The organism is Paenibacillus sp. J22R160, assembly GCF_059692135.1.
This window is the reverse complement of sequence record NZ_JCAUAU010000002.1, coordinates 1-26,150: the sequence shown is the minus strand read 5'-3', so window position 1 is coordinate 26,150 and position 26,150 is coordinate 1. Positions and strand designations below refer to the sequence as shown.

General features: G+C 47.8%; 24 protein-coding genes. 2 read left to right on the top strand and 22 right to left on the bottom strand.

Annotated elements, in window-relative coordinates; all coding sequences use genetic code 11:
* Positions 1-187 precede the first annotated feature (187 nt).
* The gene (locus tag AC58UW_RS03520; protein WP_497419352.1) at positions 188-1,564 is read right to left on the bottom strand and encodes a class I SAM-dependent rRNA methyltransferase; all 1,377 of its coding nucleotides are present in this window, start codon (positions 1,562-1,564) and stop codon (positions 188-190) included.
* 121 nt (positions 1,565-1,685) lie between these two features.
* Between AC58UW_RS03520 and AC58UW_RS03515 the strand changes: the two genes are divergently transcribed.
* A complete protein-coding gene (locus AC58UW_RS03515; protein ID WP_497419351.1) occupies positions 1,686-2,687 on the top strand; it encodes a Na/Pi cotransporter family protein in 1,002 nt (333 codons plus the stop codon).
* On the opposite strand, the gene deoC is transcribed toward AC58UW_RS03515, so the two are convergent.
* From deoC to prmA, 5 genes are all read right to left on the bottom strand, one after another.
* The gene (deoC, locus tag AC58UW_RS03510) at positions 2,650-3,330 is read right to left on the bottom strand and encodes a deoxyribose-phosphate aldolase (RefSeq protein WP_497419350.1); all 681 of its coding nucleotides are present in this window, start codon (positions 3,328-3,330) and stop codon (positions 2,650-2,652) included. The genes AC58UW_RS03515 and deoC overlap by 38 nt on opposite strands.
* A gap of 129 nt (positions 3,331-3,459) precedes the next feature.
* Positions 3,460-4,800, bottom strand: coding sequence for a tRNA (N(6)-L-threonylcarbamoyladenosine(37)-C(2))-methylthiotransferase MtaB (gene mtaB, locus AC58UW_RS03505; protein ID WP_497419349.1), 1,341 nt, complete (start codon positions 4,798-4,800; stop codon positions 3,460-3,462).
* A gap of 5 nt (positions 4,801-4,805) precedes the next feature.
* On the bottom strand, positions 4,806-5,573 hold the full coding sequence (locus AC58UW_RS03500) for a 16S rRNA (uracil(1498)-N(3))-methyltransferase (RefSeq protein WP_497419977.1): 768 nt from the start codon (positions 5,571-5,573) through the stop codon (positions 4,806-4,808).
* Positions 5,574-5,690: 117 nt separating this feature from the next.
* Positions 5,691-6,362 carry a site-2 protease family protein gene (locus tag AC58UW_RS03495; protein WP_497419348.1) on the bottom strand — a complete coding sequence of 224 codons (672 nt, stop codon included), beginning with the start codon at positions 6,360-6,362 and terminating at the stop codon, positions 5,691-5,693.
* A 10-nt stretch (positions 6,363-6,372) separates the two neighbouring features.
* Positions 6,373-7,347: a 50S ribosomal protein L11 methyltransferase gene (gene prmA / locus AC58UW_RS03490; protein WP_497419347.1), complete on the bottom strand. Its 975-nt coding sequence runs from the start codon at positions 7,345-7,347 to the stop codon at positions 6,373-6,375.
* 237 nt (positions 7,348-7,584) lie between these two features.
* On the opposite strand from prmA, the gene AC58UW_RS03485 reads away from it, so the two are divergent.
* Entirely contained in the window at positions 7,585-8,391 is an 807-nt protein-coding gene (locus tag AC58UW_RS03485) for a glycerophosphodiester phosphodiesterase (RefSeq protein ID WP_497419346.1), read from the top strand.
* 72 nt (positions 8,392-8,463) lie between these two features.
* Here AC58UW_RS03485 and AC58UW_RS03480 read toward each other — a convergent pair whose 3' ends face one another.
* The 16 genes from AC58UW_RS03480 to spoIIP form a co-directional block, all read right to left on the bottom strand.
* Complete coding sequence (locus tag AC58UW_RS03480) at positions 8,464-8,736, bottom strand: hypothetical protein (RefSeq protein WP_497419345.1); 273 nt, start codon at positions 8,734-8,736, stop codon at positions 8,464-8,466.
* Between the two features lies 1 nt (position 8,737).
* Positions 8,738-8,887 carry a YfhD family protein gene (locus tag AC58UW_RS03475; RefSeq protein WP_497419344.1) on the bottom strand — a complete coding sequence of 50 codons (150 nt, stop codon included), beginning with the start codon at positions 8,885-8,887 and terminating at the stop codon, positions 8,738-8,740.
* Between the two features lie 83 nt (positions 8,888-8,970).
* Positions 8,971-9,750, bottom strand: a complete 780-nt coding sequence (locus tag AC58UW_RS03470; protein WP_497419343.1) for a hypothetical protein — start codon at positions 9,748-9,750, stop codon at positions 8,971-8,973.
* 17 nt (positions 9,751-9,767) lie between these two features.
* Positions 9,768-10,991, bottom strand: coding sequence for an ABC transporter permease (locus AC58UW_RS03465; RefSeq protein ID WP_497419342.1), 1,224 nt, complete (start codon positions 10,989-10,991; stop codon positions 9,768-9,770).
* Positions 10,988-11,665, bottom strand: a complete 678-nt coding sequence (locus AC58UW_RS03460; RefSeq protein ID WP_497419341.1) for an ABC transporter ATP-binding protein — start codon at positions 11,663-11,665, stop codon at positions 10,988-10,990. Before AC58UW_RS03460 ends, AC58UW_RS03465 begins: the two co-directional genes overlap by 4 nt.
* A gap of 83 nt (positions 11,666-11,748) precedes the next feature.
* A complete protein-coding gene (locus tag AC58UW_RS03455; protein WP_497419340.1) occupies positions 11,749-13,479 on the bottom strand; it encodes an alkaline phosphatase in 1,731 nt (576 codons plus the stop codon).
* Positions 13,480-13,702: 223 nt separating this feature from the next.
* On the bottom strand, positions 13,703-14,821 hold the full coding sequence (dnaJ, locus tag AC58UW_RS03450) for a molecular chaperone DnaJ (protein WP_497419339.1): 1,119 nt from the start codon (positions 14,819-14,821) through the stop codon (positions 13,703-13,705).
* Positions 14,822-14,929: 108 nt separating this feature from the next.
* Positions 14,930-16,777, bottom strand: coding sequence for a molecular chaperone DnaK (gene dnaK, locus AC58UW_RS03445; RefSeq protein ID WP_497419338.1), 1,848 nt, complete (start codon positions 16,775-16,777; stop codon positions 14,930-14,932).
* 80 nt (positions 16,778-16,857) lie between these two features.
* A complete protein-coding gene (gene grpE, locus AC58UW_RS03440; protein ID WP_497419337.1) occupies positions 16,858-17,433 on the bottom strand; it encodes a nucleotide exchange factor GrpE in 576 nt (191 codons plus the stop codon).
* 60 nt (positions 17,434-17,493) lie between these two features.
* A complete protein-coding gene (locus AC58UW_RS03435) occupies positions 17,494-19,035 on the bottom strand; it encodes a TCP-1/cpn60 chaperonin family protein (RefSeq protein ID WP_497419336.1) in 1,542 nt (513 codons plus the stop codon).
* Positions 19,032-20,060, bottom strand: coding sequence for a heat-inducible transcriptional repressor HrcA (gene hrcA, locus AC58UW_RS03430; protein WP_497419335.1), 1,029 nt, complete (start codon positions 20,058-20,060; stop codon positions 19,032-19,034). Before hrcA ends, AC58UW_RS03435 begins: the two co-directional genes overlap by 4 nt.
* A 111-nt stretch (positions 20,061-20,171) precedes the next feature.
* Positions 20,172-20,651: an N-acetyltransferase gene (locus AC58UW_RS03425; RefSeq protein WP_497419334.1), complete on the bottom strand. Its 480-nt coding sequence runs from the start codon at positions 20,649-20,651 to the stop codon at positions 20,172-20,174.
* Between the two features lie 153 nt (positions 20,652-20,804).
* Positions 20,805-21,956 (bottom strand): radical SAM family heme chaperone HemW, encoded by a 1,152-nt coding sequence (gene hemW / locus AC58UW_RS03420; RefSeq protein ID WP_497419333.1) that lies wholly within the window; start codon positions 21,954-21,956, stop codon positions 20,805-20,807.
* Positions 21,957-22,089: 133 nt separating this feature from the next.
* On the bottom strand, positions 22,090-23,904 hold the full coding sequence (gene lepA / locus AC58UW_RS03415) for a translation elongation factor 4 (protein ID WP_497419332.1): 1,815 nt from the start codon (positions 23,902-23,904) through the stop codon (positions 22,090-22,092).
* Between the two features lie 76 nt (positions 23,905-23,980).
* Positions 23,981-24,415 carry a DUF3679 domain-containing protein gene (locus tag AC58UW_RS03410; RefSeq protein WP_497419331.1) on the bottom strand — a complete coding sequence of 145 codons (435 nt, stop codon included), beginning with the start codon at positions 24,413-24,415 and terminating at the stop codon, positions 23,981-23,983.
* Between the two features lie 29 nt (positions 24,416-24,444).
* Positions 24,445-25,671: a stage II sporulation protein P gene (gene spoIIP / locus AC58UW_RS03405; protein ID WP_497419330.1), complete on the bottom strand. Its 1,227-nt coding sequence runs from the start codon at positions 25,669-25,671 to the stop codon at positions 24,445-24,447.
* Positions 25,672-26,150 lie beyond the last annotated feature (479 nt).

The window sequence follows — 26,150 nt, the reverse complement described above, 5'->3', positions numbered from 1 at the left end:
TCTAAGCGGAACTACAGGCCCTTAATTGTCCTTCAGAGCCCGTTCTTCCGATAAAATCAACAAAATAACGAACTGTAGTTCCCCAACTATAGGAAAATGTGCTTTTTCAAGCAAATAACGGACTATAGTTCCCTAAAAGTCTATCCTTATAAAAAAACGAGGCCACAATGGCCCCGCTCTTCTCTACTTATTTGCTTCTCACTTCAAAAATAGCAAATTTCAAGTAATGCCCCTCATCCACGCCGAGAATGCGCGGATGATCCATACCCGCTCCGCGGAACTCAACTAAACGCAAGAGCTTGCCTGCATCTGTCGCCGCCGCATGAATCGTCTCCAGGAAAAGCTCGGGATGCATGTGATACGAGCAGCTTGCCGTAACAAGGTACCCGCCTTCATTCACAAGCTTCATGCCGTGCAGGTTAATATCTTTGTAACCACGACATGCGCCTTCAACTGCGCTTTTGGTTTTTGCAAAAGCAGGAGGATCCAGAATGACGACATCCCAAGTCCTGCCGCCCTCAGCAACCGGCTTGGACGTATCGATCTTCTTCCCTTGAGCCGCGCTGCCGGCATTGGCACGCACTTTCCGTTCATCCAAGCCTCTAACTTGGGTCCGCAAGTATTCAAAGGCATCCGCGACAACGAATTCGACACGGTCTTGGAAGCCATTCAAACCAACATTCGTTCTCGCGCTCTCAATGGCATGCTCGGAAATGTCCAGGCAGGTCACTTTCTTAGCGCCGAATTTACACGCATTGAGGGTGAAGCTGCCGGTATGGGAGAAGCACTCCAGCACAGAAGCGCCATCCCAATAAGGGAATGTCACGACTTTGCCGTTTGCATTGACTGGCAGCGTCTGTACAGCTCCCTCATGCTCAACTTCTTGAAGCTCGATGCCGCTGCGATGGCCCCAGCCTGTCATCAACGGAGCAATGGCTGCCCGATTTTCTCGCTGATCGAAGAAATAGCCGGTTTTTTGGCCTTCCTCGATATCCACTCGGATGCGCAGGCCATTTTCAAGAATATCCACATGTTTGGGACATTCGCCGTACAATAAGCCTCTGGTTTGCTCCAAACCTTCCAACTCACGGATCGACACGTCGCTGCGCTCATAAATGCCTGTAGGCTTTACAACCTGTACCAATGCAGCAACAATCTGCTCACGGCAGCGATCCATCCCCAAAGTAAGAATCTGCACAACAAGCGTATCCTCGAACTTATCTACAATAAGCCCCGGTAAAAAGTCTGCCTCACCATAGACCAGCCGGTATGATTTCGCCTCTTTCACAAAGCGGCTGCGATGCTGCAAACACCGTGTGAACCGCTCGACAAAAAAGTCCGTCGTCATTGCTTCAAGCGGCTTATACGAGACAATTCGGACCGTGATTTGCGAAGCTTCATTGAAATAGCCCGTCGCCAAATACTGGCCAAGATGCGTTTGCACGGGAACAAGCTGACCCGGCACTACTTCCCCATCTACTCGCTCAATTTCACTTTTGTACACCCATGGGTGACCTTGCTCTAAACGAGCTTTACGTTTTTTATGTAAAAATACTGCTGCCATATATCAATTAGCCGTCCTTTGTGTGATACCGTTGTGTCTCTCTGGTGCTTGTCATGCTTGTCTGTACGGTCACATATATTGAGTGATAATGAAAAGTTCATTTGCGAGGGAGAATGCTACGATGATGAATACCATTATCCTACCCGTAGTTGCAGGGTTAATTTTATTTCTCTTCGGCATGAAGCTCATGGAAACATCGCTTCAAATGTGGGCAGGCCCCCGCCTCCAGCTGTGGCTGGAGCGGTTTACCCGAACGCCGGTGCGCGGCCTCATCACCGGCACCGTGCTCACGGCGGCGCTGCAAAGCAGCACCGCCATTACAGTCATCGCCATAGGCCTTGTCGGCGCTGGCGTCCTGACCTTCCCGAGAACGCTCGGCGTCATTCTCGGCACCAACATCGGCACTTGCCTCACCACCGAGCTGATCGGACTCAGCCTCGGGGGGATCGGCGTGCCGATCCTGCTTGTGAGCGCCGCCATCTGGATGGCGAGCTGGCTGGGAGGCCACTTGCCGCCATCTGCGGCGCGAGGGCAAGAACCGGCCGCTCCTGCCAGCGGCCGCGAGTGGCTGCGCAGCGTCCGCTACGGATCGCTGGCGGTGGCGGGCTTCTCGCTCGTGCTGCTCGGCATCGAGATCATGCAAACGATCGGGCCTGCGCTGCAGTCCCGCGGGCTCTTCGCTTGGTTTGTCACGGAAGCCAGGCAAAGCTTGCTGTGGGGCATCATCGCCGGCGCAGCCGTTACGGCTCTGGTGCACAGCAGCGCTGCTGTTATCGCGATGGCCATGGGCCTGGCCGCGATTCAAGGCATCCCCGTCGAGCTGGGCATTGCCATCACAATCGGTGCCAATGTAGGCACCTGTGTGACGGCACTGATCGCCGGGATGAGTTCCTCCCGCGCCGGGCGCTACGTCGCCTGGTCGCATATCCTGCTCAATGTTGGCGGAGCGATCCTCTTTTACCCCTTCATCCATCAGCTTGTCAGCCTTTCAGCACTGCTTGCGGATGATGCTTCGTCACAAATTGCTCGCTCGCAGACGATCTTCAATGTCGCCTGTTCGCTGATCGCCTTACCTTTTTGTTATCTTAGTATGTGGAAGCGCCTTGAGTTCCGTTCACAATAGCAACGCCTGAGCTAGTGCCCAAACGAGTTGCTCCAGCTTCAATCATCGCGATTGCCGCTTGCAGATCTCTGACGCCACCCGATGCTTTGACACCAATCGTATCAGATACGTTTGCGCGCATAAGACGTACATCTTCTACCGTAGCACCGCCAGGACCGAAGCCTGTGGATGTTTTTACAAAGTGAGCGCCCGCTTCTTCCGAAAGCTTGCAAGCCGCAATCTTTTGTTCATCGTTCAAAAAGCCTGTTTCCATAATCACTTTAACAATCGCTTTTCCTTTGACAGCATCAACGACCTGTTTAATGTCCGAACGAACGGCTTCATATTGACCTTCAAGCAACAGACCAATCGGAAGTACGGTATCGATTTCCGCCGCACCGTTTTCGACTGCCTTGGCAGCCTCAAATGCTTTTACTTCGCTCAAACTTGCGCCAAGCGGGAAACCTACAACGGCTGCAATTTTCACGCCGGTTCCTTCTAGCGCCTTGCTAGCCACGCCAACAAACTGAGAGTTCACACAAACACTGAAAAACTGGTGTTGAGCTGCTTCTTCACACAGTTTGTGGATAGCTGCCGTACTTGCATCTGGTTTCAAAAGCGTGTGGTCGATATATTTGGCAATTTCTTTCGCATTCAAAGTCATTTAGATGCACCTCATCATAAAATATGTTTTTTGGTTCAGATCCTACTGCTAATAGAGAAAACCTCTATCGCGGCCATATCAGGATGAGCGACCGCGCTTAGAGGTAGATGTTATCGACTTCAAATATGGCTACAGGTTTACAACGGTTGCTGCCTCTAAAACTCGTACCAATTGACCTTTGCTTTCATTGACGCCAGCTTCCGTAACCTTCACGCGGCAAACTTGGCCAATCATGTCTTCCGAACCTTGGAAAACAAGTTGTACATAATTATCCGAATAGCCCATGTACAAACCGCTGTCAGGCGCGCCTTTGTAAGCTCGTTCTGGAATTACTTCCAGCACTTGGCCGATAAACTGCTGTGCATAAGCAAGCTGCATTTTCTCAGAAAGATCGATCAGTTCGTGAACGCGCTTATTTTTGATCTCCTCATCCACTTGATCTTCCATCCGAGCAGCTGGCGTGCCGGTCCGCTTGGAATAAGGGAAGACGTGCATCTCAGAGAATTTCATGCGTTCCATGAATTCTACGCCATTACGGAACATTTCTTCGGTTTCACCCGGGAAGCCCACAATCACGTCCGTCGTAATCGCAACATCCGGCATAATTTCGTGCAGACGCTCAATTTTGCTTGCAAACTCAGCTGTCGTATATTTTCTGCGCATACGCGCCAATACACGATCATCTCCCGCCTGCAAAGGAATGTGAAGATGACGGCACATTTTGTCCGAGGATTTCAGAACTTCAATGACTTCGTCTGTAATTTGGCTAGCTTCGATCGAAGAAATACGAATACGTTTCAAGCCTTCGACTTTGTCCAAATCCCAAAGCAGCTTAGCCAAGCTGTAATCCTCAATATCTTCGCCATAACCGCCGGTGTGAATACCCGTCAGAACAATTTCCTGATATCCAGCAGCCACTAACTGCTCCGCTTGCGCGATAACGCTTTGAGGCTCACGACTACGCATTAGCCCGCGAGACCACGGAATGATACAAAACGTACAGAAGTTGTTGCAGCCCTCTTGAATTTTCAGAAAAGCTCTCGTCCGATCGGCAAAATCAGGCACATCCAGTTCTTCGAACTGACGTGTTTTCATGATGTTGCGAACCGCATTGATCGGTTGACGATCCGTTTCAAATTGCTTCACGATCGGAATAATTTTGTCGCGGTCCTGTGTACCGATAACCATATCGACACCCGGAATCGCCATAATTTCAGCCGGAGAAGTTTGCGCGTAACAGCCTGTTACGGCAACTATCGCCTCCGGATTGCGGCGAATCGCACGGCGAATCATTTGGCGACTCTTTTTATCCCCCGTATTCGTTACCGTACAGGTATTGATAACGTAAACGTCTGCCGTTTGCTCGAAATCAACCTGTTCGTATCCCTCATTTTTGAAAAGCTGCCAAATGGCCTCTGTATCATAGAAATTAACTTTACAACCTAATGTATGAAACGCTACCGTTGCCATAACGCTTATCCTCCCATCTCTCCGGTTTCATAGAAAAGACACGTAAGACCCACCATAGCAGCAGTCTCCGTGCGTAAAATACGAGCCCCTAGCGATACGGAACGGAAGCCAGCCTCTTCGGCCTGCTTAATTTCTTGCTCCGTAAATCCGCCTTCCGGCCCTACTGCAATAACGACTTTGCTTCCTTGTCCCAATTTACCCGCGGCGAGCGCTTCCTGGATGGATGGCTTCAATTGCTGCCCATCTTCCTTTTCATAACAGATCCACGCAGCATCCGCTTCTTTGACTTGCTGCAGCAGCTGCTTCCACGAATAAACGGCTTCTACCTGCGGCACACGATTTCGATGCGCTTGCTCTGCGGCTTCTTTGGCAATCTTCTGCCAACGTTCTGTTCGCTTCGCTTCCTTCTTGGCATCATACTGTACAATCGTACGCTCCGATAAAAAAGGAAGAAACCGGGCTGCCCCGATCTCGGTCCCTTTTTGAATGATCGTTTCCATCTTATCGCCTTTGGGCAGGCTCTGAGCAATCCAGACCTGAACCGCCGATTCAGCGTTCATTGGCAGCTCCTCCACGATCTCCGCGGTCACCAGCCCTTTATCTAACTGAGAAATCCGGACGAGCACTTCGCGATCCGAGCCATTGCTGCAAATGACCTCGTCTCCGATAGCTGCCCGCATCACCCGCATCAGATGATGTGCGTCGTCTCCCTCGATGGTGACGGTCTGATTGTTAAGGTGGAACTGCTCCGGCGGGAGAAAATAACGCTGCATAGTCAAAGCCTCTCTATCTTCGTTCATTTCCATGTAAATTGGATTCCATAGTGAATCTTCCACTCACCATCATACCTTTTTTGGATCAGAAAAGCTACAAAGGGATGAAACTGGCAGCTACACCCCAAGGATAAACGCGATTGGCTTGGCAAATAGCTCGATGATGTTATTCCCTAATCCTAAATAAGGATCTAATGTAACCTGGCGCAGCGGCCTGACGAATACAACAAGCAGGAAAATCACCGATGCCCACTGCTCAAACTTTTGCAAAGACTCCGTGTATCTCAAATCCACTAAATCTTGAATAATACGGTACCCGTCAAGCGGCGGAATTGGAATGAGGTTAAACAAGAACAAGGTCAAGTTCGTACTCACCATTAATCTTAAAAAGATTAGAATGGCACTGGAGCTTCCCGTCGACATGCCTTCGAGCCAGCCGTATTTTTGAAATAACACAAATACAAATAAACTGATAAATGCAAGAATCAAGTTACTTATCGGTCCTGCGGCGGTAACGATGATCCCCATTAAACGAGGTCTTTTGAAGTTCCCGCGGTTGACAGGCACCGGTTTCGCCCAACCGAACCCGGCAATGAGCAGCATGATGGTCCCAAAGAGATCCAAATGAACCATCGGATTCAACGAAACCCTGCCGAATTGATAAGCCGTAGAGTCTCCTAATTTATAAGCGCTATACGCATGTGCGAATTCATGAATCGTAAATGAAAGCACGAGGACCAGAATAACGAAAGGCAGCGTATTCCAGTCATAAAACAATAATCCTCCCATGGATGAACACCTACAGCTTTCTAGCTACGATTACAACCCAATTCGAATCATAGTTTTTCTCTACAATTGTGAATTTGGCAGCAACCAGCGCTTTTTCGACAAGCTCTTCCTTAGCGGTAATGATACCGGACGTTATGTAATAGCCACCTTGCTGCAGAACTTCATAAACATCATCAACGAAAGTAACAATAACTTCTGCCAAAATGTTGGCGACAACCAGCTGCACAGGAATTGTGACGCCAAGCTTGTCAGCGCCTTCTGTTTCGCTTTCTTTCAGGACGCCAAGCAAATCACTCAATTTCACCGTAATATTAGTCTCGAGTCCATTTTGTTTCGTATTATCCTCAGCACTAGTAACAGCAACAGGATCTAGATCTACAGCAAGGACATGCTTAGCCCCAAGCTTTGCAGCTGCAACGGATAAAATCCCGGAGCCCGTACCAACATCAATGACATCATCCCCAGGCTTAAGCACTTTCTCCAGTGTTTTCAAGCATAGTGACGTTGTCGCGTGTGTGCCTGTTCCGAAAGCCATACCGGGGTCAAGCTCCAAAATCAGTTCACCCGGTGAAGCCGTGTACTCTTCCCATGTCGGTTTAATCGTTAAACGGTCCGTGATGCGAATTGGTTTAAAATACTGCTTCCAGGCATGCGCCCAATCCTCATCATCCACTTCTTTTAATTCATACGTTGGATTGCCTGTATCAATATCGTAATCGCTTAGCTGTTCAACTGAAGCCTTTAAATTAGCCATAACTGGCTCCATGTCTGTCCCGTGATAGAAGTAGCCTTTGATCACAGCTCTTCCTTCCGGAATATCATTAAAAGGCGTTTCGTACAGCTGGCCAAATGACGTATCCCGCTCTTTGTTTAATGTCCCTGATTCTTCAATAGAGACGCCCCCAGCGCCTAATTCATGAACAAAGTTCGTAATCATTTCTATTGCTTCTTCTGTCGTATGTACAGTTAATTCCTGCCAAAGCATCGGTAGAGCTCCTCCTATCGGTTATCACCTTCGCGAAAATAAGCCCATCAGGGCTATTTTCACAAGGATCATTGTACTACACTTCGCTTCTTGGGTAAAATAACCGAAAATGTAAACGCTATTTTTTTGTTTTCTTAACAATCTCCTAATACATCCATGATACATTAAAAGAAAAGGTGGACATCAGTCATCAATGGCCAGTACCGCCCTCATACTATCCTAGAATGGAGTCTTTCCATGGTAAGAACTTTACTTATTTTTCTTATTATTATCGGGTTGGAACTGACAGCACCTTTTGCTAGTGCCACCCTGCTGGCTGACAACTACAGCCAAGTGACCGCTCACCGCGGCAGCTCCAAGAAAGCGCCTGAGAACACGCTGAGCGCCTTCCGCCAAGCCATTGCGGATAAAGCTGGATTCGCCGAACTAGACGTGCAAGAAACGTTAGACGGAGTCGTTATGCTCATGCATGATGACAGTGTCCAACGCACGACGGGAATCAATAAAAACATGTGGGAAGTCACCTCATCTGAGCTCAAAACCGTCAGCGCCGGCAGTTGGTTCAGTCCCAAATATACAAGTGACCGCGTCCCCACCCTCGATGAAGTGATCGAGCTGGCCAAGGACCGGATCAAGCTTAATATAGAGTTAAAAAACAATGGGCACGGGGTACAACTCGCTGAGAAGACGGTTGATATCATCGGCGCTCATGGGTTTGAGAAGCAATGCACCGTGACATCCTTTGATGCCGGCTTACTTCACACCGTTAAAAAAATGAATCCTCATATTAAAACAGGTCTCATTATTAGCCAGAAATCAGAAACACCTTCCCTTTGGGAAAGTCAAGATTACGATGTTGTTTCTGCGGCATACCCGCTAGTCAATGATGAATTCATGAATGAAGCGGCTTTACACAACAAAGAAGTTTATGCTTGGACAGTCAACGACAAAGCCGTGATGAAGCGTATGCTTGCACTCGGTGTCACAAGTATTATTACAGATGCTCCAGATCAGCTCATTCGCTTAATGAACGTCCATAATTAAGTTAACTATTCAAAAAACTACAAAAGCATCTATTACTCGCGTCATACACGGGTAACAGATGCTTTTGTCAGCTTATATGGAACCGCCGGCACTCTCAATCACACGGCATGCTTGATCATACACAGAGTCGTCAATAACAGCAGCTAGAATGATATCTAGGCCTACTGATTTCATATCCCCGTCGCTTAACATACTATCCGACATGGCAGATTCAAAACCGCGTCCAATATCATTATTGAACCGGTCCACCTGAACATCAGCTGCCCTGAGTGCTTTTAGCTTGGCTGCCGCACCTTCGGCTTGTTCAGGAGAATGAAAATAAGCAAGAATTGCTTTTTCCGCCATATTAACTCTCTTCCTGTCTATGATCCGCGGCTTTTGCCCGCTCGGCAGCCTCGAAATCGTCCCTATCGGCAACCTCAGCTGCAAATTCTACATCCTCGTTCTTGGCAACTGGCAAATGACTTTGCTTCTCTTGGTTTTCCTTCGCACTCATCGTTGAACCTCCTAAAAGCTATCATAGTAAAATCCAGTTTTTAGTTTGCCAAAACGAGTCTTTATTATGCGAAGCAAGCTAGGCTATTCCTTAATTTTTTCGAATGAGGCATCATAAAGCCGGAACATCGTCTTGTAGCCTGATTCGTCTAGTTTTACACCGACATCCAACTTACCCGTAATGAGCAGCGGTCCCGACGTATATCGAAGTTTGACATCATCCGGTACAAATACGATCATGATCTTATTCCAATAGGTTTCGTCCCCATTGTCAAAAGGGCATTCTGCTCCTGGTTTTGGAATCAGCAGAAACCAATGCTTGTCAAAGGAGAGGACCTCACCCATAAAGCCTTTAATCTGCACCGTTTTACCGCTCATATCCCAGAAGCGATCCGATGGTGTATCCTGCTTCTCATTGTCAAAAAACTGGTCCCAGTTTATTAAGTTAGAAGCTGTTGAAGCTGGCTTCACAGTTTTGCTTGGCTCAGCTCCTGCAGGCTGCGGGTTGGGCGACGGAGGAGCCTCCGTTTTCACAGCGTCAACTTTGGGAGGCGCGCTTTGCACGGCTTTTGGCGACTCCGATACTTTTGGAGAAGGAAGCGGTGTAGCCTGCGTTTCTTTAACGGTTGTCGTCTCAACTGCTTCTGCAGTAGGCTTTGGCGATGCGGACGGAACTACTTTGTCAGGCGCAGAAGAAGAAACTGGCTGTGTACTTTCAACAGGAAGAGGAGAGGGCACAGTGCTTTGAATCGTTGTCTGATCTATACTGCCGAACGATTGACCTGCCGTTTCTATTTTCTTTTGACCACATCCTGCAACGAGCATGACGACAACCAAAACAGATGTGAACAGCATTTTTCTCATTTTCATCACCTCAGACTTCATGACTTAAATAATTGCAATGGGTCTACACGATAGGCCTGCAGTGCCGGGCCGGCTGAAGCAAGAACGCCAATGCCTAATGTTCCTGCAATTAATAGCCATTCTCCCTGCATGAACTGCCAGGATTGCAGCTGCAGCCCTGTGTATTCAAATACAACTTCGCGGCTCAAATAACCGCCCAAATGGCCTGCAAGCATGCCGCAAACAAGACCAATCACCGTCAGTAACAGTCCTTCTCCGATCAGCGAGGACCAGATGAATCCTTTGGATTTTCCAATTAAGCGCAGTAAAGCTACGTCTTTCTTCCGTTCATTCACAGCTGCAACAAGCGAAAGAAGGATGGTGCCAGCGGCAAGTAAAATACAGATTATCGTTACAACCGTCAGCGCCCCAGTTCCTTTATCAATGACGTTCACAACATCAGCTACCGCTTTACTCGTATAAATCGCCTGAACATTGTTCATTTGTCCGTATTTCGTTTTGATCGATTGTGCGCCAAGCAGCGTCTTTGGCTTAATAAGAATCGAGGTGACTTCCCGATGCTCAGCATCCTGCCCCTCGTGCACAGCCCAAGCATAATCCAAAGTTGTAAAAACAGCTCTATCATCAGAAGTAAATAATGGCGGCAAGATGCCAACTACGGTATATGTAAAGTTGTGATGATGCTCCTCTTCAGCCGACTCATCTTCGTGATCTTCGCCTTCTTCTTCCTCCAGCCCTTTAATCAAGCCATGTGCGCCTTGGAATTTATCTCCGATATGCAGGCCTAGCGAGCTTGCAATGTGTGATCCAACAATGGTTTCGCCAAGCTTCCCATACATTCTCCCTTCAGCCATTTGCTTCTCAGTACCATAGCGGGAAGCGAAATAGCCAGGTTCTATCCCTACGATAGGAAATCCGTTATAGTTATCCCCCGTCGTCATCGCGTACGCGCGATCAACGGACTCATCCTTTTGAAGCTCGCCCAGCAGTGTAAACGGTACATTTCCTGTAGGAGCGCCTACATGATAATAAGTGTTCAAAGCAAGCTGTGACGCGCTGCCTTTGGCGCCGATCGTTACCTCGAAGGGACCATAACCCTTCTCAGCTCCCTGCTCCAGCCCTTCGCTGCAAAGTAGCAAAAAGACGACCAAAGCTGCCGTAATCGTTACCGATAAAATGGTAAGCAGTGAGAGTGTTTTTCGGTGAAGCATATTTCTCCAGACTAAAGCTACTAATCTCATACGGCACTTCTCCTTGATACCTCATTAATCTCCCCGATATGAACACGTTTCGGGTACATTTCTGCCAAATGCAAATCATGAGTAACGGTAACAAGCGTGAGCTTCTCAGTCTCACAAATGTTCAGCAATAGCGACATAACTTCGCCGGCCGTTTCCCAGTCTAAACTGCCTGTAGGCTCATCGGCCAGCACAAGCTGCGGCTTAGTCAGGATGGCACGAATAATGGCGGTTCTCTGCTGCTGCCCCCTCGACAGCTCATAAGGCATATGATGCTGGCGATCCTTCAAGCCGACTCTTTCAAACCATTCATCAAGCTGGTCTTTTGTCTGCTTCTTAGTCCAGGTATGCGGGACAATTAACTCCACGTTTTGTCTGGCCGTCAATGACGAAATTAAATGAAAATCTTGAAAAATGTAACCGACATGCTCCGCACGGAAACGGTCTCTTTTACTTTGCGAAAACGTATGGAGCGATGAGCCGTTCACACGTATTTCACCTTCGTCAGGAACCATGACGCCGCTGAGCAAATGCAGCAAGGTGCTTTTTCCGCTCCCGCTTGGACCGAGCAAAGCAATCCGTTCTCCTTGTTCAATGCTCCACGAAGGAACGCTTAGTATCTTCAGCTGTTGCCCATGCATCGTGAATGACTTTGAAATATTATTCAACTCAATCATAGCTGTCCTCCAAATTCATAGGTCCAAGATAGGAAAAGAGGACAAGGGAAGCGTGATCCCCTGTCCTTTCTTTGCCATGGCTTTTAGTTTTTCACGATGCGCTCGTTGAATGAATCCCATGTCATTGTTTTGCCAGTCAGCTTATTGAATGCTTCCAGCGGCAGGTATAGCTTGCCATTGTCTACATTGCCAACAAGTGTGCTTGCACTGCCATTTTCTGTAATAGCACCAGTTTCAACAAGTACGGACAACTTTTGGCTGTCTTTGGAAAGTGTAACGGATTTCGTTGCCTCGTCCCAAACAACTTGAATGTCTAATGCTTCAGCAAGTGATTTCGCAGTAAACAATGTTTTGTTATCGCGAGTCACTTTGAACAATGGGTACAAGTACTTATCTTGCAATTCTTTTGTTGTTGCAGCTAAGTCAGCGCCAATTACTTTAGCACCGCTTTTTGCAATGTCCGTGTTATCGATGTCGCCTTTAACTAAAGAAGCGATTGGTCCGTATGCCCATACACCAACGTCTACGCCAGTATGTCCATGTCCCGTCCAGCCAATAGCCAAACGCTTGGATACAACAGCGTTGTAACCGCCAGCGCGTCCGTAAGAAGATCCGTCACCTTTCAAAATCAAGGCAATTTCCTCGTCAGACAAGTCTGTGAAACCAACGTTATCAGCAACGATTTTACGAACGTCGTCAGCTGTTTGAGCTGTTTTCAAGATAGCATCCAAATACTCGTATGAGTGCTTTTGCTTATTAAACAAATCTACGTTCAATTCGTACACATTGTTAATCCCCAAGGATAATCCGCCTGTTTCATGGTCAGCGGAGACAACAACGGATGTATTTCCGTCTTTTTTCGCGAAATCAACTAATGTTTTGAACGTTGCATCCAGCTCCAGCATTTCTTGAATGTTGGATGGCAGGTCGTTAGCGTGGCCCGCGTGATCGATACGTCCTTGCTCAACCAATAGCACGAAACCATCTTTATCTTGTGACAAAATATCAAGCGCTTTTTGCGTCATTTGCGGCAAGCTTGGTGTATTCGCATCGCGATCCAACACGTATGGAACTTCATTCATTGCGAAAAGTCCAAGAGCATGGTCAGCTGTAGCTGGAATTGCATCCAAGCCAGCTTTATCAAACGCTGTTTTGAAGCCTTTTGCTTCATAATCAGGAATGATATTTTTGTCAGTGCGCTTACCTTTTTCATCTTTTGTTACAAAGTTAGTTTTACCGCCACCGAAAATTACGTTAACTCCGCTAGCTAAGTATTGAGAAGCAATTGCGTTTTGGTTTCCGCGTTGGCGAACGTGGGATGCCCATACCGCTGGTGTTGCTCCAGTAATATTGTCTGTCGAAACAAGTCCAGTTGCTTTGCCTTGCTTCATTGCTGCTTCGATAATCGAACCATAAGGCTTAGCTACATCGCCGTTAGACACGCTGATTGCATTGTTGTAAGTTTTGTTACCTGTCGAGAAGGCAGTTGCTGCTGCTGCTGAGTCAGTTACAGCACCGGATTCCGACGTGTATGGACCTGGTTGCGAGTATGTAGTTGCTTTACCAACATAGTATCCGCCATCAAGCTCTAAGCGGTCTTTATTTAGGAACTTTTTGGAATAGTATCTTGCTGCTGTTACTTCAGCTGGACCCATTCCGTCACCGATAAGTACAATCAAATTTTTTGATTGCGCTTGCGTCGTTGGTTCAGTAGTTGGGGTTGTTTCAGCAGCTGATGCTACACCTGCTACGTTTAAGGCCAGTAAGGAAAGCGCTAGACCAGAACCCATGATTTGTTTTAAGCTTTTTTTCAAGGTGTATTCCCTCCAAATATTAAGTATCTCACATGATCTAGCATAACTTTCATAGATTAAGAGGAAGTCATCCTTACGTATTCGCTATGTAAAAAATTCCATATACTGTTTGCTGAATGTAAACACGCTAACAAAAAAACACTCCTCTTTGACACTTCAACAGATCAATGATCTGTGAAAACGTCAAGGGAGTGTTCTAGTTCCTATATGGGAAAATACGAATCTAGTCGCCTAAGAAGGCTCTTTTCATACGTTCGAAAATCGATTGATTCTGCTCATGCGTATGCTCACCCGTTTGCTTCCCGAATTGGCGCAGTAAATCCTTCTGATCATCGCTCAAATTCGTAGGTGTTACTACAATCACCTTCACGTGCTGGTCACCTTGACCGAAGCCGCGCAGGTGAGGAACCCCTTTTCCTTTTAGGCGGAAATAGGTATCGGTTTGAGTTCCTGCCGGAATTTTGAGCTTCACTTTCTCTGTCAGCGTCGGGATTTCGATCTCATCTCCTAGCGCCGCTTGCATAAAGGTTAATGGCACTTCGCAATAAACATCATTGCCTTCACGCTCAAAGAATTCATGAGACTTCACGCGAATAACAACATAAAGGTCACCAGACGGGCCTCCACGAGTTCCGCCTTCACCTTCGCCTGATACGCGAAGTTGTGCGCCGTCGTCCACGCCAGCTGGAATCTTGATGTGAATGGTACGTTGTTTCTTCACTTTTCCTGCACCATGACAGGTTCCGCATTTGTCTTTGATGATTTTACCAGAGCCATTACATTGTGTACATACGCGGCGATTCACAATGCGGCCGAACGCCGTATTTTGTACAACTTCCTGCTGACCGCTGCCGTGACAACCGCCGCAAGTTTCCGGCTTCGTTCCCGGCTTCGCGCCAGACCCATTACACGTATCGCAATTTTCAGTTCGCGGAATATGAATATCGGTTTCTTTGCCGAAAATTGCTTCCTTAAACTCAATTGTCATCGTGTATTGCAAGTCATTTCCGCGCTGCGGCGCATTCGGATTACGACGGTTTCCACCGCCCCCACCGCCAAAGAACATATCAAAAATATCACCAAAGCCGCCGCTGAAGTCTTGGCCTCCACCCATTCCTTGGTTCGGATCAACGTGACCAAAACGGTCATATTGCGCTTTCTTCTGATCGTCGCTCAGCACATCATAAGCATCTTTTGCTTCTTTGAATTTATCTTCCGCATCAGCAGCTTTATTCACGTCAGGGTGATACTGACGCGCCATTTTACGGTAAGCCTTTTTGATGTCTTCTTGCGAAGCATCCTTGCCGACCCCAAGCACCTCATAATAATCACGTTTACTCATTGTTCCACTCCCATGTTCAAGACTACAAACGGAAAGTCAAAGCCACGGGGAACCCCCTTGGCTTTGACTCACTCGTTTCTACACATCCAGCATTACTATAGGATATGTTTATTTTTTTGGTTCGTCAACAACTTCGTAGTCTGCGTCAACAACATTTTCTCTGCCTTTAGGAGCTTCGCCTGCGCTTCCGCCTGCTGCACCGTCGTCAGGACCTTGCCCCGCAGAAGCTTGCTCATACAGCTTCACAGAAAGCTGTTGGATCACTTCTGTAAGCTCTGCAGTTGCTGCTTTGATGGCTTCGAGATCGTTGCCAGCTAGAGCAGCTGTTACTTTCTCTTTGGCAGCATTTGCTTTATCGATCTCGCCTTGGTCTACTTTGTCGCCAAGATCTTTAATCGTTTTGTCAACGGAATATACGAGTTGGTCGGCTTCGTTGCGAGCTTCTACAAGCTCTTTACGAGCGCGGTCTTCCTCAGCGTGCGCTTCCGCGTCTTTCACCATTTGTTCAACTTCTGCATCGCTCAAGCCGCTAGAAGAAGTGATCGTGATTTTTTGGCTTTTGCCAGTTCCTTTATCCAAAGCGGACACATTCACGATACCATTGGCATCGATATCGAAGCTAACTTCGATTTGTGGAACGCCGCGCGGAGCCGGAGGAATATCACCAAGCATGAAACGGCCCAGTGTTTTGTTGCCGCTAGCCATGGAGCGCTCACCTTGAAGCACGTGAATCTCAACGCTAGTTTGATTATCTGCATAAGTGGAGTACACTTGTGATTTCGTTGTAGGGATCGTCGTGTTGCGATCGATCATTTTCGTGAACACGCCGCCTGCTGTTTCGATACCAAGGGAAAGCGGTGTTACGTCAAGAAGAACAACGTCTTTTACTTCACCAGTCAAAACACCAGCTTGAACAGCTGCTCCTAGAGCAACGACTTCGTCCGGGTTAACGCCTTTGTGAGGCTCTTTACCAGTCAACTTTTTGATTGCTTCTACAACCGCAGGAATACGCGTGGATCCACCGACAAGAACAACTTTGTCGATTTGGCTAGTGGAAAGCCCTGAATCTTGTAAAGCTTGACGAGTTGGTCCAAGCGTTCTTTCTACCAAGTGAGCGGAAAGCTCTTCGAATTTCGCGCGAGTAAGGTTAAGCTCCAAATGCTGTGGTACGCCGTCAGCTACTGTAATGAACGGTAGGGAAACCGTCGTTGTCAGTACGCCGGAAAGCTCTTTTTTCGCTTTTTCAGCAGCATCTTTCAAACGTTGAACAGCTGCTTTATCTTTGCTAAGGTCAATGCCTTGCTCTTTTTTGAATTCAGCTACGAGGTGATCGATGATAACTTGGTCGAAATCATCTCCGCCTAGCTTGTTATCACCACTTGTTGCTTTAACTTCGAAGAAGCCATCGCCGAGTTCAAGGATGGATACGTCAAACGTACCGCCCCCAAGGTCATAAACAAGAATCGTTTGATCTTCTGTTTTCTCCAAACCGTAAGCAAGCGCTGCAGCTGTTGGCTCATTGACGATACGAAGCACTTCAAGACCAGCAATTTTACCAGCATCTTTCGTAGCTTGACGTTGGCTGTCGTTGAAATAAGCCGGAACTGTGATAACAGCTTGTGTTACCGTTTGGCCCAGGTAAGCTTCTGCGTCAGCTTTCAGCTTTTGAAGAATAATAGCCGAAATTTCTTGTGGTGTGTAGTCTTTGCCATCGATGTGTTCTTTGTGGTTCGTACCGATGTGACGCTTGATGGAGCTGATTGTTTTGTCAGGGTTTGTGATCGCTTGACGCTTAGCTGTTTCACCAACAACGCGCTCGCCATCTTTCTTGAAACCTACAACGGACGGCGTCGTGCGGTTACCTTCCGGGTTAGGAATTACGACGGCTTCTCCGCCTTCCATAACAGCTACGCAAGAATTTGTAGTACCTAAGTCAATACCAATAACTTTACTCATGTTAAAGCTTCCTCCTTTTGTTCCTAGGGAACATTTGAATAGATTTAGATTGAAATATTTTTATTTTAAAAAGATAAGATCTACACGCTAACTTTCACCATTGCTGGTCGGATGACTTTGTCTTTAAGAATGTAGCCCTTTTGAAGCTCCTCAACGACAATGCCTTCCTCGTGCTCGTCAGATTCAACCTGCATAACGGCTTGGTGGAATTCCGGGTTGAACGGCTGTCCAACGGCCTCGATCGGCTTAAGCCCTTCGGCTGTAAGCAGTTGATCCATCCCGCGATACGTCATATCCAATCCTTTTGCCAATGCGTCGAAATCTTTCGTCTCTTTGCTTGACGCTAACGCGCGATCGAAGTTGTCTACAATCGGCAAAAGCTGCTCAATCAATTTAAGTGAAGCATATTTAGCAAAATCTTCCTTCTCCGCTCTAGCGCGGCGGCGGAAGTTGTCGAAGTCCGCTTGAACGCGCAATAAACGTTGGTAGTTTTCTTCGGCTTGCACACGCACCTTCTCTAGTTCACTCGCTTCCGCAGAAGCATCCGCTTGAGTGTCTTGAGCTGCCGCATCTTCTTGGTTTTCAGCGGTTTGCTCGTTGTCGGCTGCGTATGTAGTGTTCACGTCTTGCTCATCTGTTTTGTTATCAGTACTCAATTGTCCTTCACCTCCTCAACATAATACAACAAAATTCCATTATCGTCAGTTTGCCCAGCTTTACTCTTCTTCAAAAGGCTGCTTCATCTTAATAACTGTATGAATACGCAGTACAGCAGCAGCAACCTCTCCTGCAGCCTGCAACGCGTGAATTTTCACATCTGCAGGGTCGACAATGCCGGCTTCGACGAAGTCGGTGACCTGCCCGGTGTCGCAATCGATTCCGAGGCTGTCGGTTTCCAGCGCGATCTGCGCCGCTTTCAGCTCTTCAACCTTCTCAAGCGGATTGTAACCCGCGTTGACGACGATCTGAGCCAGCGGCTTGCGCAGTGCTCCCGCGACAGCGGCCACACCGAAGCCCTCCATGCCCTTCATCGTCTCGCGAACGCGCTCAAGATCATGAGCGACCGCCATCTCCGCGGCTCCGCCTCCGGGCAAGTAACCGCCGCGCACGGCGGCTTGCACGGCCGACGCGGCGTCCTTGGCGATGCGCGAGCGCTCATGCGCCGCTTCGCGCGTCGCCGCGCCGACGATCACGGTCACGTGCTGCTCACCGTGACCACCGGCTACGCGCACGCGCCCCAGGCGCTCGTCGTATGCAGCGTAGCCCGCGCGGCCTAGCGCCGCGTCAAGCTCCGGCGCGCTCTTGCACAGCGCAGTGCGACGTAGCGGCCGAGCGCCGGTGTGCTCGCTCAGGTGCTGCAAGTCCCTGCGGGACAAGCGCTGCAGCACGATGATGCCATGGTCGGAGCAGAACTGCTCCGCCTCGGGGTCAACCCCGCGGTCGGAAGCGATGAGCCCGACCCCAAGCTCCAGCAGCGACGCAAGGTTGCTGCGGAAGAGCTCTCTCAGCTGCATGTAGCGCTGGAAGCCTGCCTCGGTGACCAGCGATTCCTCGCTGACCGCCTCAGGCTCCAAAGCATCATGCAGGACAAGAATGCGGGCATCTCGCCGCTCTTGGTCGAGATGAAGGTTCATCGGCTTCTGGTTCAGCAGAATGCCGGTCCAGACCTCGCTGCTCGCCTCTTCATGGGCGATCACGCTGTCTGCGAAGCGATAGCCGTCTTCGCGAAGCTTCGCCTCGCCGACCGCTTCGGCAGCTTGAGCGATGAGCCTCGCAATATCCGTCTGCTCTCGGCCTGCCGTGATCGCGATGCGCTTCAACGCTTCATCGCTTAGCCCCGTGATCGCGCGGCTTCGGCGCTCCAGGCTTTCTACCGCCAGCTCGATGCCTTGCAGCATCCCGCTGACGACCTTGGCAACCGGTACGCCGCGCGTTACTTGCGCGACACCTTCTTGCACGAGCGCACCGGCAAGAACTGTCGCTGTCGTTGTTCCGTCGCCAATTTGCCGCTGTTGGCTCCGCGCAACCTGAATCATCAATCTGGCAGCGGGATGGGAGACGTCCATTTTTTCTAAAATGGTAACGCCGTCGTTGGTGATGATCACTTCACCCTGTCCACCAACCAACATAGTGTCAAGTCCCTTAGGACCCAGTGTGCCCTCAACCGCAGAACAAATAGCCCTAACGGCTGATGCATTATTAACTAATGTAGAGTAACGCTCTTCGCCCTCGCTGAGTCCCGTCTTGATACCGCTCATTTGCCGTACCAACGTCCCAGCACATCTTCCATTTGCTTCGATAAATGATTCATTAAACTAATGACCCTGCCGTATTCCATTCGCGTTGGCCCCAAAATGCCTATGGTACCCAGAGGCTGACCGCCTATCGAATAGGAGGCCGTAATTAAACTGCAATTATTAATGGCTTCAATACTATTTTCAGCACCGATTTTGATCTCCATGCCTTCATTTGACGGAGTAAACAATTTGATAAGTGTAGGTGCTTCTTCCAATAGATCAAAAATACTTTTCACCTTGTCAACATCTTTAAACTCAGGCTGTGTCAGCATATTGGTCATACCGCTAAGAAACACGCGATCCTTCTCATCGCTTTGAAGCACACTTTCCACAACGGAAAGAAGCTCCTGATAACCATTCACATATTTGCCCAGCTCGCTGGCAACTTCATTATACAGTCGAGATTTAAACTGAATTAACGGTACATTCTTCAATTTGGCATTCAGTATATTGACGACCTTCTCAATGTCGGACATCCGAATACCTTCAGGAATTGTAATCGTTTTGTTCTCTACATGGCCTGTATTCATGACAATGATGGCGACAGCGGACGTCTCTGTAAGAGGGATGATCTGCAAATGCTTCAGTGTCGTACTGAATACCTCTGGCCCAAGCACAATCGACGTATAATTCGTCAGAGAGGACAGCACACCAGCGACATGCTGGATGACTCCTTCCATCTCTTGAATGCGCTGCGCAAAAGTGCCCTTCATTGAATTCAAATCATTCTCATGCAAAGTTCCATGCTGGAGCAAATGATCGACATAGTAACGATAACCTTTGTGTGAGGGTATACGGCCTGCGGACGTATGGGGCTGCTCCAAGTAACCCATCTCTTCGAGATCGGACATTTCGTTACGAATCGTAGCCGGACTAAACCCGACATTGCCTCGTTTCGAAATACTTCTTGAACCAATTGGCTCTGCTGAACGAACATAATCATCTATGATAGCACTTAAAATCATGCGTTGCCGATCCGTCAACATCAAGTACCCCTCCTCTTCACAATCGCTCTATGATCACTTTCGTTAGCACTCGTATTTAGTGAGTGCTAAATCCTAATACAAAAATAACAGACCCTAAGGTCTGTTGTCAAGTCAATCCAATCGTTTGAGTACGGCGATTTCATCGCAGCAATACTGTTTTTTGCAATGCATGCAATCTTTCCAAACCTTCTCCGGAAAAATCTCTTTTGGCACAAGCGTAAAACCATTTTTCTGAAAAAAAGCAACTTCGTACGTTAGGGCCATTACTTTCACAATGCCTTGGCTTCTTGCTTCTTCGACCAAGAAATCAACCAACTTGCCGCCGATTCCTTGTCCTTTGAAGCCTGGGGTCATACCTAGTGAGCGAATCTCAACAAGATCTGGCCCAAGCCTTGTAAGGGAGCCGCAGCCTATTAATATACCATCGTGCTCAGCAACAACGAAAGAGTCAATTTGCTCCTCCAGCATTTCCTTCGTACGCGGTAACATAATGCCCTGCTTCGCATAGCCTTGTATAATTTCATAAAGCTTATCGATATCGATTATCGATGCTTTCCTAACGGACACTGTCGTTGATGAATTCACTGTCATCCCACCAATCATAACAAAAATGCACAAAACCCACGCTAGCGTCGTCACAGCCGAACCGCTGAAACGCTTGTGGATTCATGTATAAATATACAACATACCGTATATTTGCACAAGGGATTTTTTGCCCGATTCCTAGTAAAGCCCGAGAGTAACCTATGTTAAGAATGAAGCAAACACTTCATTGCCCAGCAATATGCCATGTTTGGACAATCGATACCCGTCCGGCGTTTGTTCCAGCAATTTTTTCTGTTCCCAGCCTTTAATTGTTTCTCCGAAATGCGCTTCGATCGTGTCTCCAAACTGATCTTGGAAATCGACATTCCGAACGCCTTCCAACAGACGCAGGCCGACCATCATGAAATCCTCCATAGCCTCTTGCCGCGTCACTTCAAATTGCTCTGTTATCGGCAAGCCAACTTTTGTAGCATCGATGTAAGGCTGAATCCCTTTCACATTGACATGGCGCTGTCTATTCATATAGCCATGCGCACCTGCCCCAAGCCCGTAGTAGGAGCGATTACGCCAATACATCGTATTGTGCCTGCTTTCTCGCCCCGGCTTCGCAAAATTGCTAATCTCATATTGCTTGTATCCTGCTGCTTCCAAACGCTTCATGATGAGCTCATACATATCGACTTCTTCATCTTCACTTGGCAGCGGCAGCTGATTTTTGTTAAACAGCGTATGAAACAGCGTGTTCTCTTCCACTTTTAAACTGTAAATGGAATAATGCTGAAGATCCAGCGACAAGGCTTCATCCAAGGTCGCTTGCATGATCTCGACAGTTTGTTTGGGCAAGCCAAACATTAAATCGATGGACAAGTTGTTAAACCCAAGCTTTTTAGCATTTTCAATACTTCTATGCACGTCATCTGTATTATGAATGCGGCCGATCGCCGAAAGCAGATCATTGTTAAAAGACTGCACGCCAAAGCTAATGCGGTTAACGCCGCCTTCTTTCATAACTGCAAGCTTATCTTCATCCGTCGTTCCCGGGTTGGCTTCCATCGAAAATTCGACTTCTGCCGGATCAGCCGGAAAATAGGTGCGGACCATCCGCAAGAAACGTTCCATTTGATCAGGCAGCAAAACAGTCGGTGTCCCTCCACCTACGAAGATGGTTTCTACCTTAGCTGGCGGATTATTTTTTACGGTAAGCTCCATTTCACGTTCCAGCGCATCTAAATATTCCATGACGGGCTGGCCCTTGAGCACATAGGAGTTAAAATCGCAATAATGACATTTATTTGTGCAAAACGGGATATGAATGTACACAGCAGTTGGAGCTGCATAAGAAACTAACATAGGGGTATTTCCTTTCTATCCTGGACAGACGATTTCGTCGTCCTTTTGGACGGGCACGTTTGTCTAGGTTATCAACTGATAAGAAGCCAAGGGGCAGAGTAATCTGCCACCCCAGCTTCTTATTCATTGCAAACTATTCGTCTATTTTGAGTACGGCCATGAATGCCTCTTGCGGTACTTCAACGCTGCCGACCTGCTTCATACGCTTTTTACCTTCTTTTTGTTTATCGAGCAATTTCCGCTTACGCGAAATGTCACCGCCGTAACACTTGGCAAGGACGTTTTTACGCATCGCTTTAACGGTTTCACGGGCTACGATCTTCTGTCCGATTGCCGCTTGAATCGGCACCTCGAACATTTGGCGAGGAATCAAGTCCTTCAATTTGTCGCAAATAATTTTGCCGCGGTGATACGCGGTATCACGGTGAACAATGAAGGAGAGCGCATCGACCTGCTCGGAATTGAGCAAAATGTCCATTTTCACGAGGCTCGACTTCTTGTATCCAGATAACTCGTAATCAAAGGACGCGTAACCTTTAGTTCTGGACTTCAACATATCGAAGAAGTCATATACGATTTCGGACAATGGAATATCGTAAGTCAATGTGACACGATTAGTATCTAAATACTCCATGTTCAAGTATTCGCCGCGCTTGCCTTGGCACAGCTCCATGATGGTACCTACATAATCATTCGGTACAATGACGGAAGCTTTCACGTAAGGCTCTTCAACGAAATCGATACGCTGCGGATCTGGATAATTCGATGGATTATCAATGTCCATCACATCGCCATTCGTTAATGTGATGCGGTAGATAACGCTTGGCGCCGTCGTAATGAGCGGAATGTTAAACTCTCGTTCAATACGTTCCTGAATGATCTCCATGTGCAGCAGTCCCAAGAATCCACAACGGAAGCCGAAGCCTAGCGCTGTCGATGTTTCAGGCTCGAAACGAAGTGAAGCGTCATTGAGCTCTAATTTCTGCAAAGCTTCTCGTAAGTCATTGTAATCTGTTGTTTCAATCGGATACAATCCGCAGAATACCATCGGGTTGATCCGTCGGTAACCTGGCAGCGCTTCTGGCGCTTGACGATCTGCCTCGGTTACGGTGTCCCCGACACGTGTATCTCCCACATTTTTGATGCCGGCAACGATAAATCCAACATCTCCGACTTCGAGCGATGGAACCGAGGACATTCTTGGCTTGAAAGCTCCAACCTCTATCACTTCGAAGACTTTGTTGGTTGCCATCATCTTGATTTTGGAACCCGCTTTGATCGAACCATCCACAACACGCACATACACGATAACACCTTTGTAAGCGTCATAGTGGGAGTCGAAAATCAACGCTTTGAGCGGATTGTCTGGATTGCCCTGTGGAGCAGGCACCTTTTGACAAACTTGCTCGATGATTTCCTTGATGCCAATACCTGCTTTCGCAGAAGCGAGTACTGCTTCACTAGCATCAAGCCCGATCACGTCCTCGATTTCTTTCTTCACTTTGTCAGGATCTGCGCTAGGCAAATCGATTTTATTAATAACAGGTAGTATCTCTAAATTATTTTCCAGTGCCAGGTAAACGTTAGCCAGCGTTTGAGCTTCAATTCCCTGCGCAGCATCTACCACCAGTAAAGCCCCTTCACAAGCCGCAAGGCTTCGGGATACTTCATAGGTAAAGTCGACGTGTCCTGGTGTATCAATCAGATTGAGGATATAATCTATGCCGTCATCCGCGCGGTAACTCAGCCTTACCGCCTGCAGCTTGATTGTAATCCCGCGTTCCCGCTCCAGATCCATTTGGTCAAGCACCTGTTCCTGCATCTCACGGGACGACAGAGCACCTGTATATTCCAAAATGCGGTCAGCAAGTGTTGATTTGCCGTGATCGATATGAGCGATGATAGAAAAGTTTCGAATTCTTGATTGTCTTTCGCGAATGTCAGTCATGCTAACGTAATAACCCCCACAACATGCAAATAATTTTCATTATAGCAGTTGTGGGAAGTTGCAGCAATGTACACCCTTATCCTTTGCCCAATATAGCGTCAAATATCGACACGAACAGTCTAATGCCATGATGCGATGCGATCTGCAGCAAGTCTCCGAGTTTGTTGCCCACATGATTCAGAGAATTATCGTGATCGGCTACGGGATCTGCATTCTTGTCGGTCTCAGGCTTCGCTGTTGCACCTGCATTTGTTTTTGCTCCCGACTCACCTTTGGGAGCAGCCGATGGGGTTGGCTTCCCGGCATTCGCGGCTGTCGAAGTTGTCGTAGCAGCTGCAGCAGCCCCTTTCCCAGCTGACTTCACTGGCTCTTGAGAGGCGGCTTTAGCAGAAGGCTGAGGACCTTGTATTCGTTCCATCCCGCTGGATGCTAAGCTGACACCGAATAAAATGCAGAACAGCAGCAGCAATCCGAACAAGCTCACCTTGATATAAAAGTTCCTCAGCTTCATGATAAAGCCTCCTTTAAAATTCTTTAAAATTAAGATTGCTTAGGGCTCGCAGCAGGAGCATCTACTTTCTTCGCATTCAAAATCACTTCCGAGATAGCTTCGGCCAGCCAATCCGTTGTACGGTAGCACTCCTCCAGCGAATTGTAGGGACCGCCTACCTCAATCAATATATTGTTTGGCGAAAAGTTCTGATTGTATAAGCCATTGCCTTCACTAGCTTCCTTCGCATGAATCCCTTTGGAGATGCCAGGATGTTTAGCTTCCAATACTTGATGAATTTTATTGGCAAATTCCTCATTCTTTTTCCAATTAGGATTCTTTCCCCCGATTATGAAATACACCTGTGCGTAATCCTTACCATCGATTGTAGCGGTAGTTTTATTACGGGCAGCGGAGTCGCGATGAAGATCGAAATAATACTGTAAGTCCGGATGCTGGACGACTGCTTCCTGCAAAGTCTTTAAAGAATATTTATAAGAGTATGGATATTCGAAGTTTTTAACCGTACTTGGATAAATGGTTTGTGAATGCACGGCTCCAATTCCGTCTTTTTCAAGATTCTGCGCTAGGCGTTGACCTACTGAAATGATATTGACTTTATCGCTGTAAGCTTTATCCGGATCCGTAACGCCCCTCAGCTCAGGCAGGAAAGATTCATTGCTATGGGTTTGGTAAATGAAAGCTACATTGTCACCTGCTGATTTAGGCGGTTGACCTGTTTGACTGACAACTGGCGTTGTAGTTCCAGTTGGTGTAGGTTCAGGCGTTGGGCTCGGAGGATTTATGGCCTCTGCTTCCAAATCCGAGGAAGTGGGGTTGTAATCAACCGGATCACTTGGGTTCGCTTCGCTTCCTTTGACCAGGACTGTTGATTTGTTGGCATCCATGCCTGGAACCTCACTGGCCACCAAACTCTTCGGATCGCTTGGATTAATGTCCGTCAGGAACTGGAAAGCAAAATGGAAGACATTATGCTGAGAGAACGTAAATTTCTTCTGGTCTTTATTTAGATGAGGCACTTCCATGCCGAGCATATCGATAAAAAACTGATTCGTGACAGACGCGGCTAAACTTTTCATCGACGAAACCGGCGAGGTCGTTATGGCTCTATTCTGCAGATAGCCACCTACGCCAATGAGAACAAAAATGGCTAAAGTTGATGCGCTGAGAATAAAGAACGTTTTTCCGACGGAACTGGCGCTCTGAAACGTTTTTCGAACTTGGCTGAGATTGAGTGTGGCTGAAGTCCATTTCATAGTCTGATTCCTCCTAAACTATCTTAATTCAATCTATGAAACGGGCCTCTTCGATAGAACCCGAAACGATAGAATTTTTTGATAGTCTAGAAAATAGGGAATGAAAAAAGCGTCAGCGATTGAGTCGCTGACACCTTTTAGGTGATCCTGCTATGACATAAAGGTGATTTGAGTAAAAGCAGCACATTCGCAGAAATTAGCAGGAGAAATCGGCGATACTTAAAAGTAATCCATTCTGCAACTCGCTCAGATCAGCGTGATCGCTCCATTGCTGAGTTGCCCAGTACCGCGAAGACGCTCCATTAAGCCTCATCTGCCGAAATAACTGGAAAATCTACCGTTAATCGGAGCTTCTCAGTGGCGGGGAAGACGGTGTAAAATTGTTTGTGTACCAAGATTTGGAGCCTAGCCAGGCAGCAAAAAAGTAGGGTATTCTCGGGATTGCGACACCACCAAGAAAGGAACCCTACTCATGCCTA

Excerpts from the sequence above, each read along its gene's own strand:
- AC58UW_RS03520 (WP_497419352.1), bottom strand. The coding sequence starts at position 1,564 with ATGGCAGCAGTATTTTTACATAAAAAACGTAAAGCTCGTTTAGAGCAA.
- AC58UW_RS03515 (WP_497419351.1), top strand. The coding sequence starts at position 1,686 with ATGATGAATACCATTATCCTACCCGTAGTTGCAGGGTTAATTTTATTT.
- deoC (WP_497419350.1), bottom strand. The coding sequence starts at position 3,330 with ATGACTTTGAATGCGAAAGAAATTGCCAAATATATCGACCACACGCTT.
- mtaB (WP_497419349.1), bottom strand. The coding sequence starts at position 4,800 with ATGGCAACGGTAGCGTTTCATACATTAGGTTGTAAAGTTAATTTCTAT.
- AC58UW_RS03500 (WP_497419977.1), bottom strand. The coding sequence starts at position 5,573 with ATGCAGCGTTATTTTCTCCCGCCGGAGCAGTTCCACCTTAACAATCAG.
- AC58UW_RS03495 (WP_497419348.1), bottom strand. The coding sequence starts at position 6,362 with ATGGGAGGATTATTGTTTTATGACTGGAATACGCTGCCTTTCGTTATT.
- prmA (WP_497419347.1), bottom strand. The coding sequence starts at position 7,347 with ATGCTTTGGCAGGAATTAACTGTACATACGACAGAAGAAGCAATAGAA.
- AC58UW_RS03485 (WP_497419346.1), top strand. The coding sequence starts at position 7,585 with ATGGTAAGAACTTTACTTATTTTTCTTATTATTATCGGGTTGGAACTG.
- AC58UW_RS03480 (WP_497419345.1), bottom strand. The coding sequence starts at position 8,736 with ATGGCGGAAAAAGCAATTCTTGCTTATTTTCATTCTCCTGAACAAGCC.
- AC58UW_RS03475 (WP_497419344.1), bottom strand. The coding sequence starts at position 8,887 with ATGAGTGCGAAGGAAAACCAAGAGAAGCAAAGTCATTTGCCAGTTGCC.
- AC58UW_RS03470 (WP_497419343.1), bottom strand. The coding sequence starts at position 9,750 with ATGAGAAAAATGCTGTTCACATCTGTTTTGGTTGTCGTCATGCTCGTT.
- AC58UW_RS03465 (WP_497419342.1), bottom strand. The coding sequence starts at position 10,991 with ATGAGATTAGTAGCTTTAGTCTGGAGAAATATGCTTCACCGAAAAACA.
- AC58UW_RS03460 (WP_497419341.1), bottom strand. The coding sequence starts at position 11,665 with ATGATTGAGTTGAATAATATTTCAAAGTCATTCACGATGCATGGGCAA.
- dnaJ (WP_497419339.1), bottom strand. The coding sequence starts at position 14,821 with ATGAGTAAACGTGATTATTATGAGGTGCTTGGGGTCGGCAAGGATGCT.
- dnaK (WP_497419338.1), bottom strand. The coding sequence starts at position 16,777 with ATGAGTAAAGTTATTGGTATTGACTTAGGTACTACAAATTCTTGCGTA.
- AC58UW_RS03435 (WP_497419336.1), bottom strand. The coding sequence starts at position 19,035 with ATGAGCGGTATCAAGACGGGACTCAGCGAGGGCGAAGAGCGTTACTCT.
- hrcA (WP_497419335.1), bottom strand. The coding sequence starts at position 20,060 with ATGTTGACGGATCGGCAACGCATGATTTTAAGTGCTATCATAGATGAT.
- AC58UW_RS03425 (WP_497419334.1), bottom strand. The coding sequence starts at position 20,651 with ATGACAGTGAATTCATCAACGACAGTGTCCGTTAGGAAAGCATCGATA.
- hemW (WP_497419333.1), bottom strand. The coding sequence starts at position 21,956 with ATGTTAGTTTCTTATGCAGCTCCAACTGCTGTGTACATTCATATCCCG.
- lepA (WP_497419332.1), bottom strand. The coding sequence starts at position 23,904 with ATGACTGACATTCGCGAAAGACAATCAAGAATTCGAAACTTTTCTATC.
- AC58UW_RS03410 (WP_497419331.1), bottom strand. The coding sequence starts at position 24,415 with ATGAAGCTGAGGAACTTTTATATCAAGGTGAGCTTGTTCGGATTGCTG.
- spoIIP (WP_497419330.1), bottom strand. The coding sequence starts at position 25,671 with ATGAAATGGACTTCAGCCACACTCAATCTCAGCCAAGTTCGAAAAACG.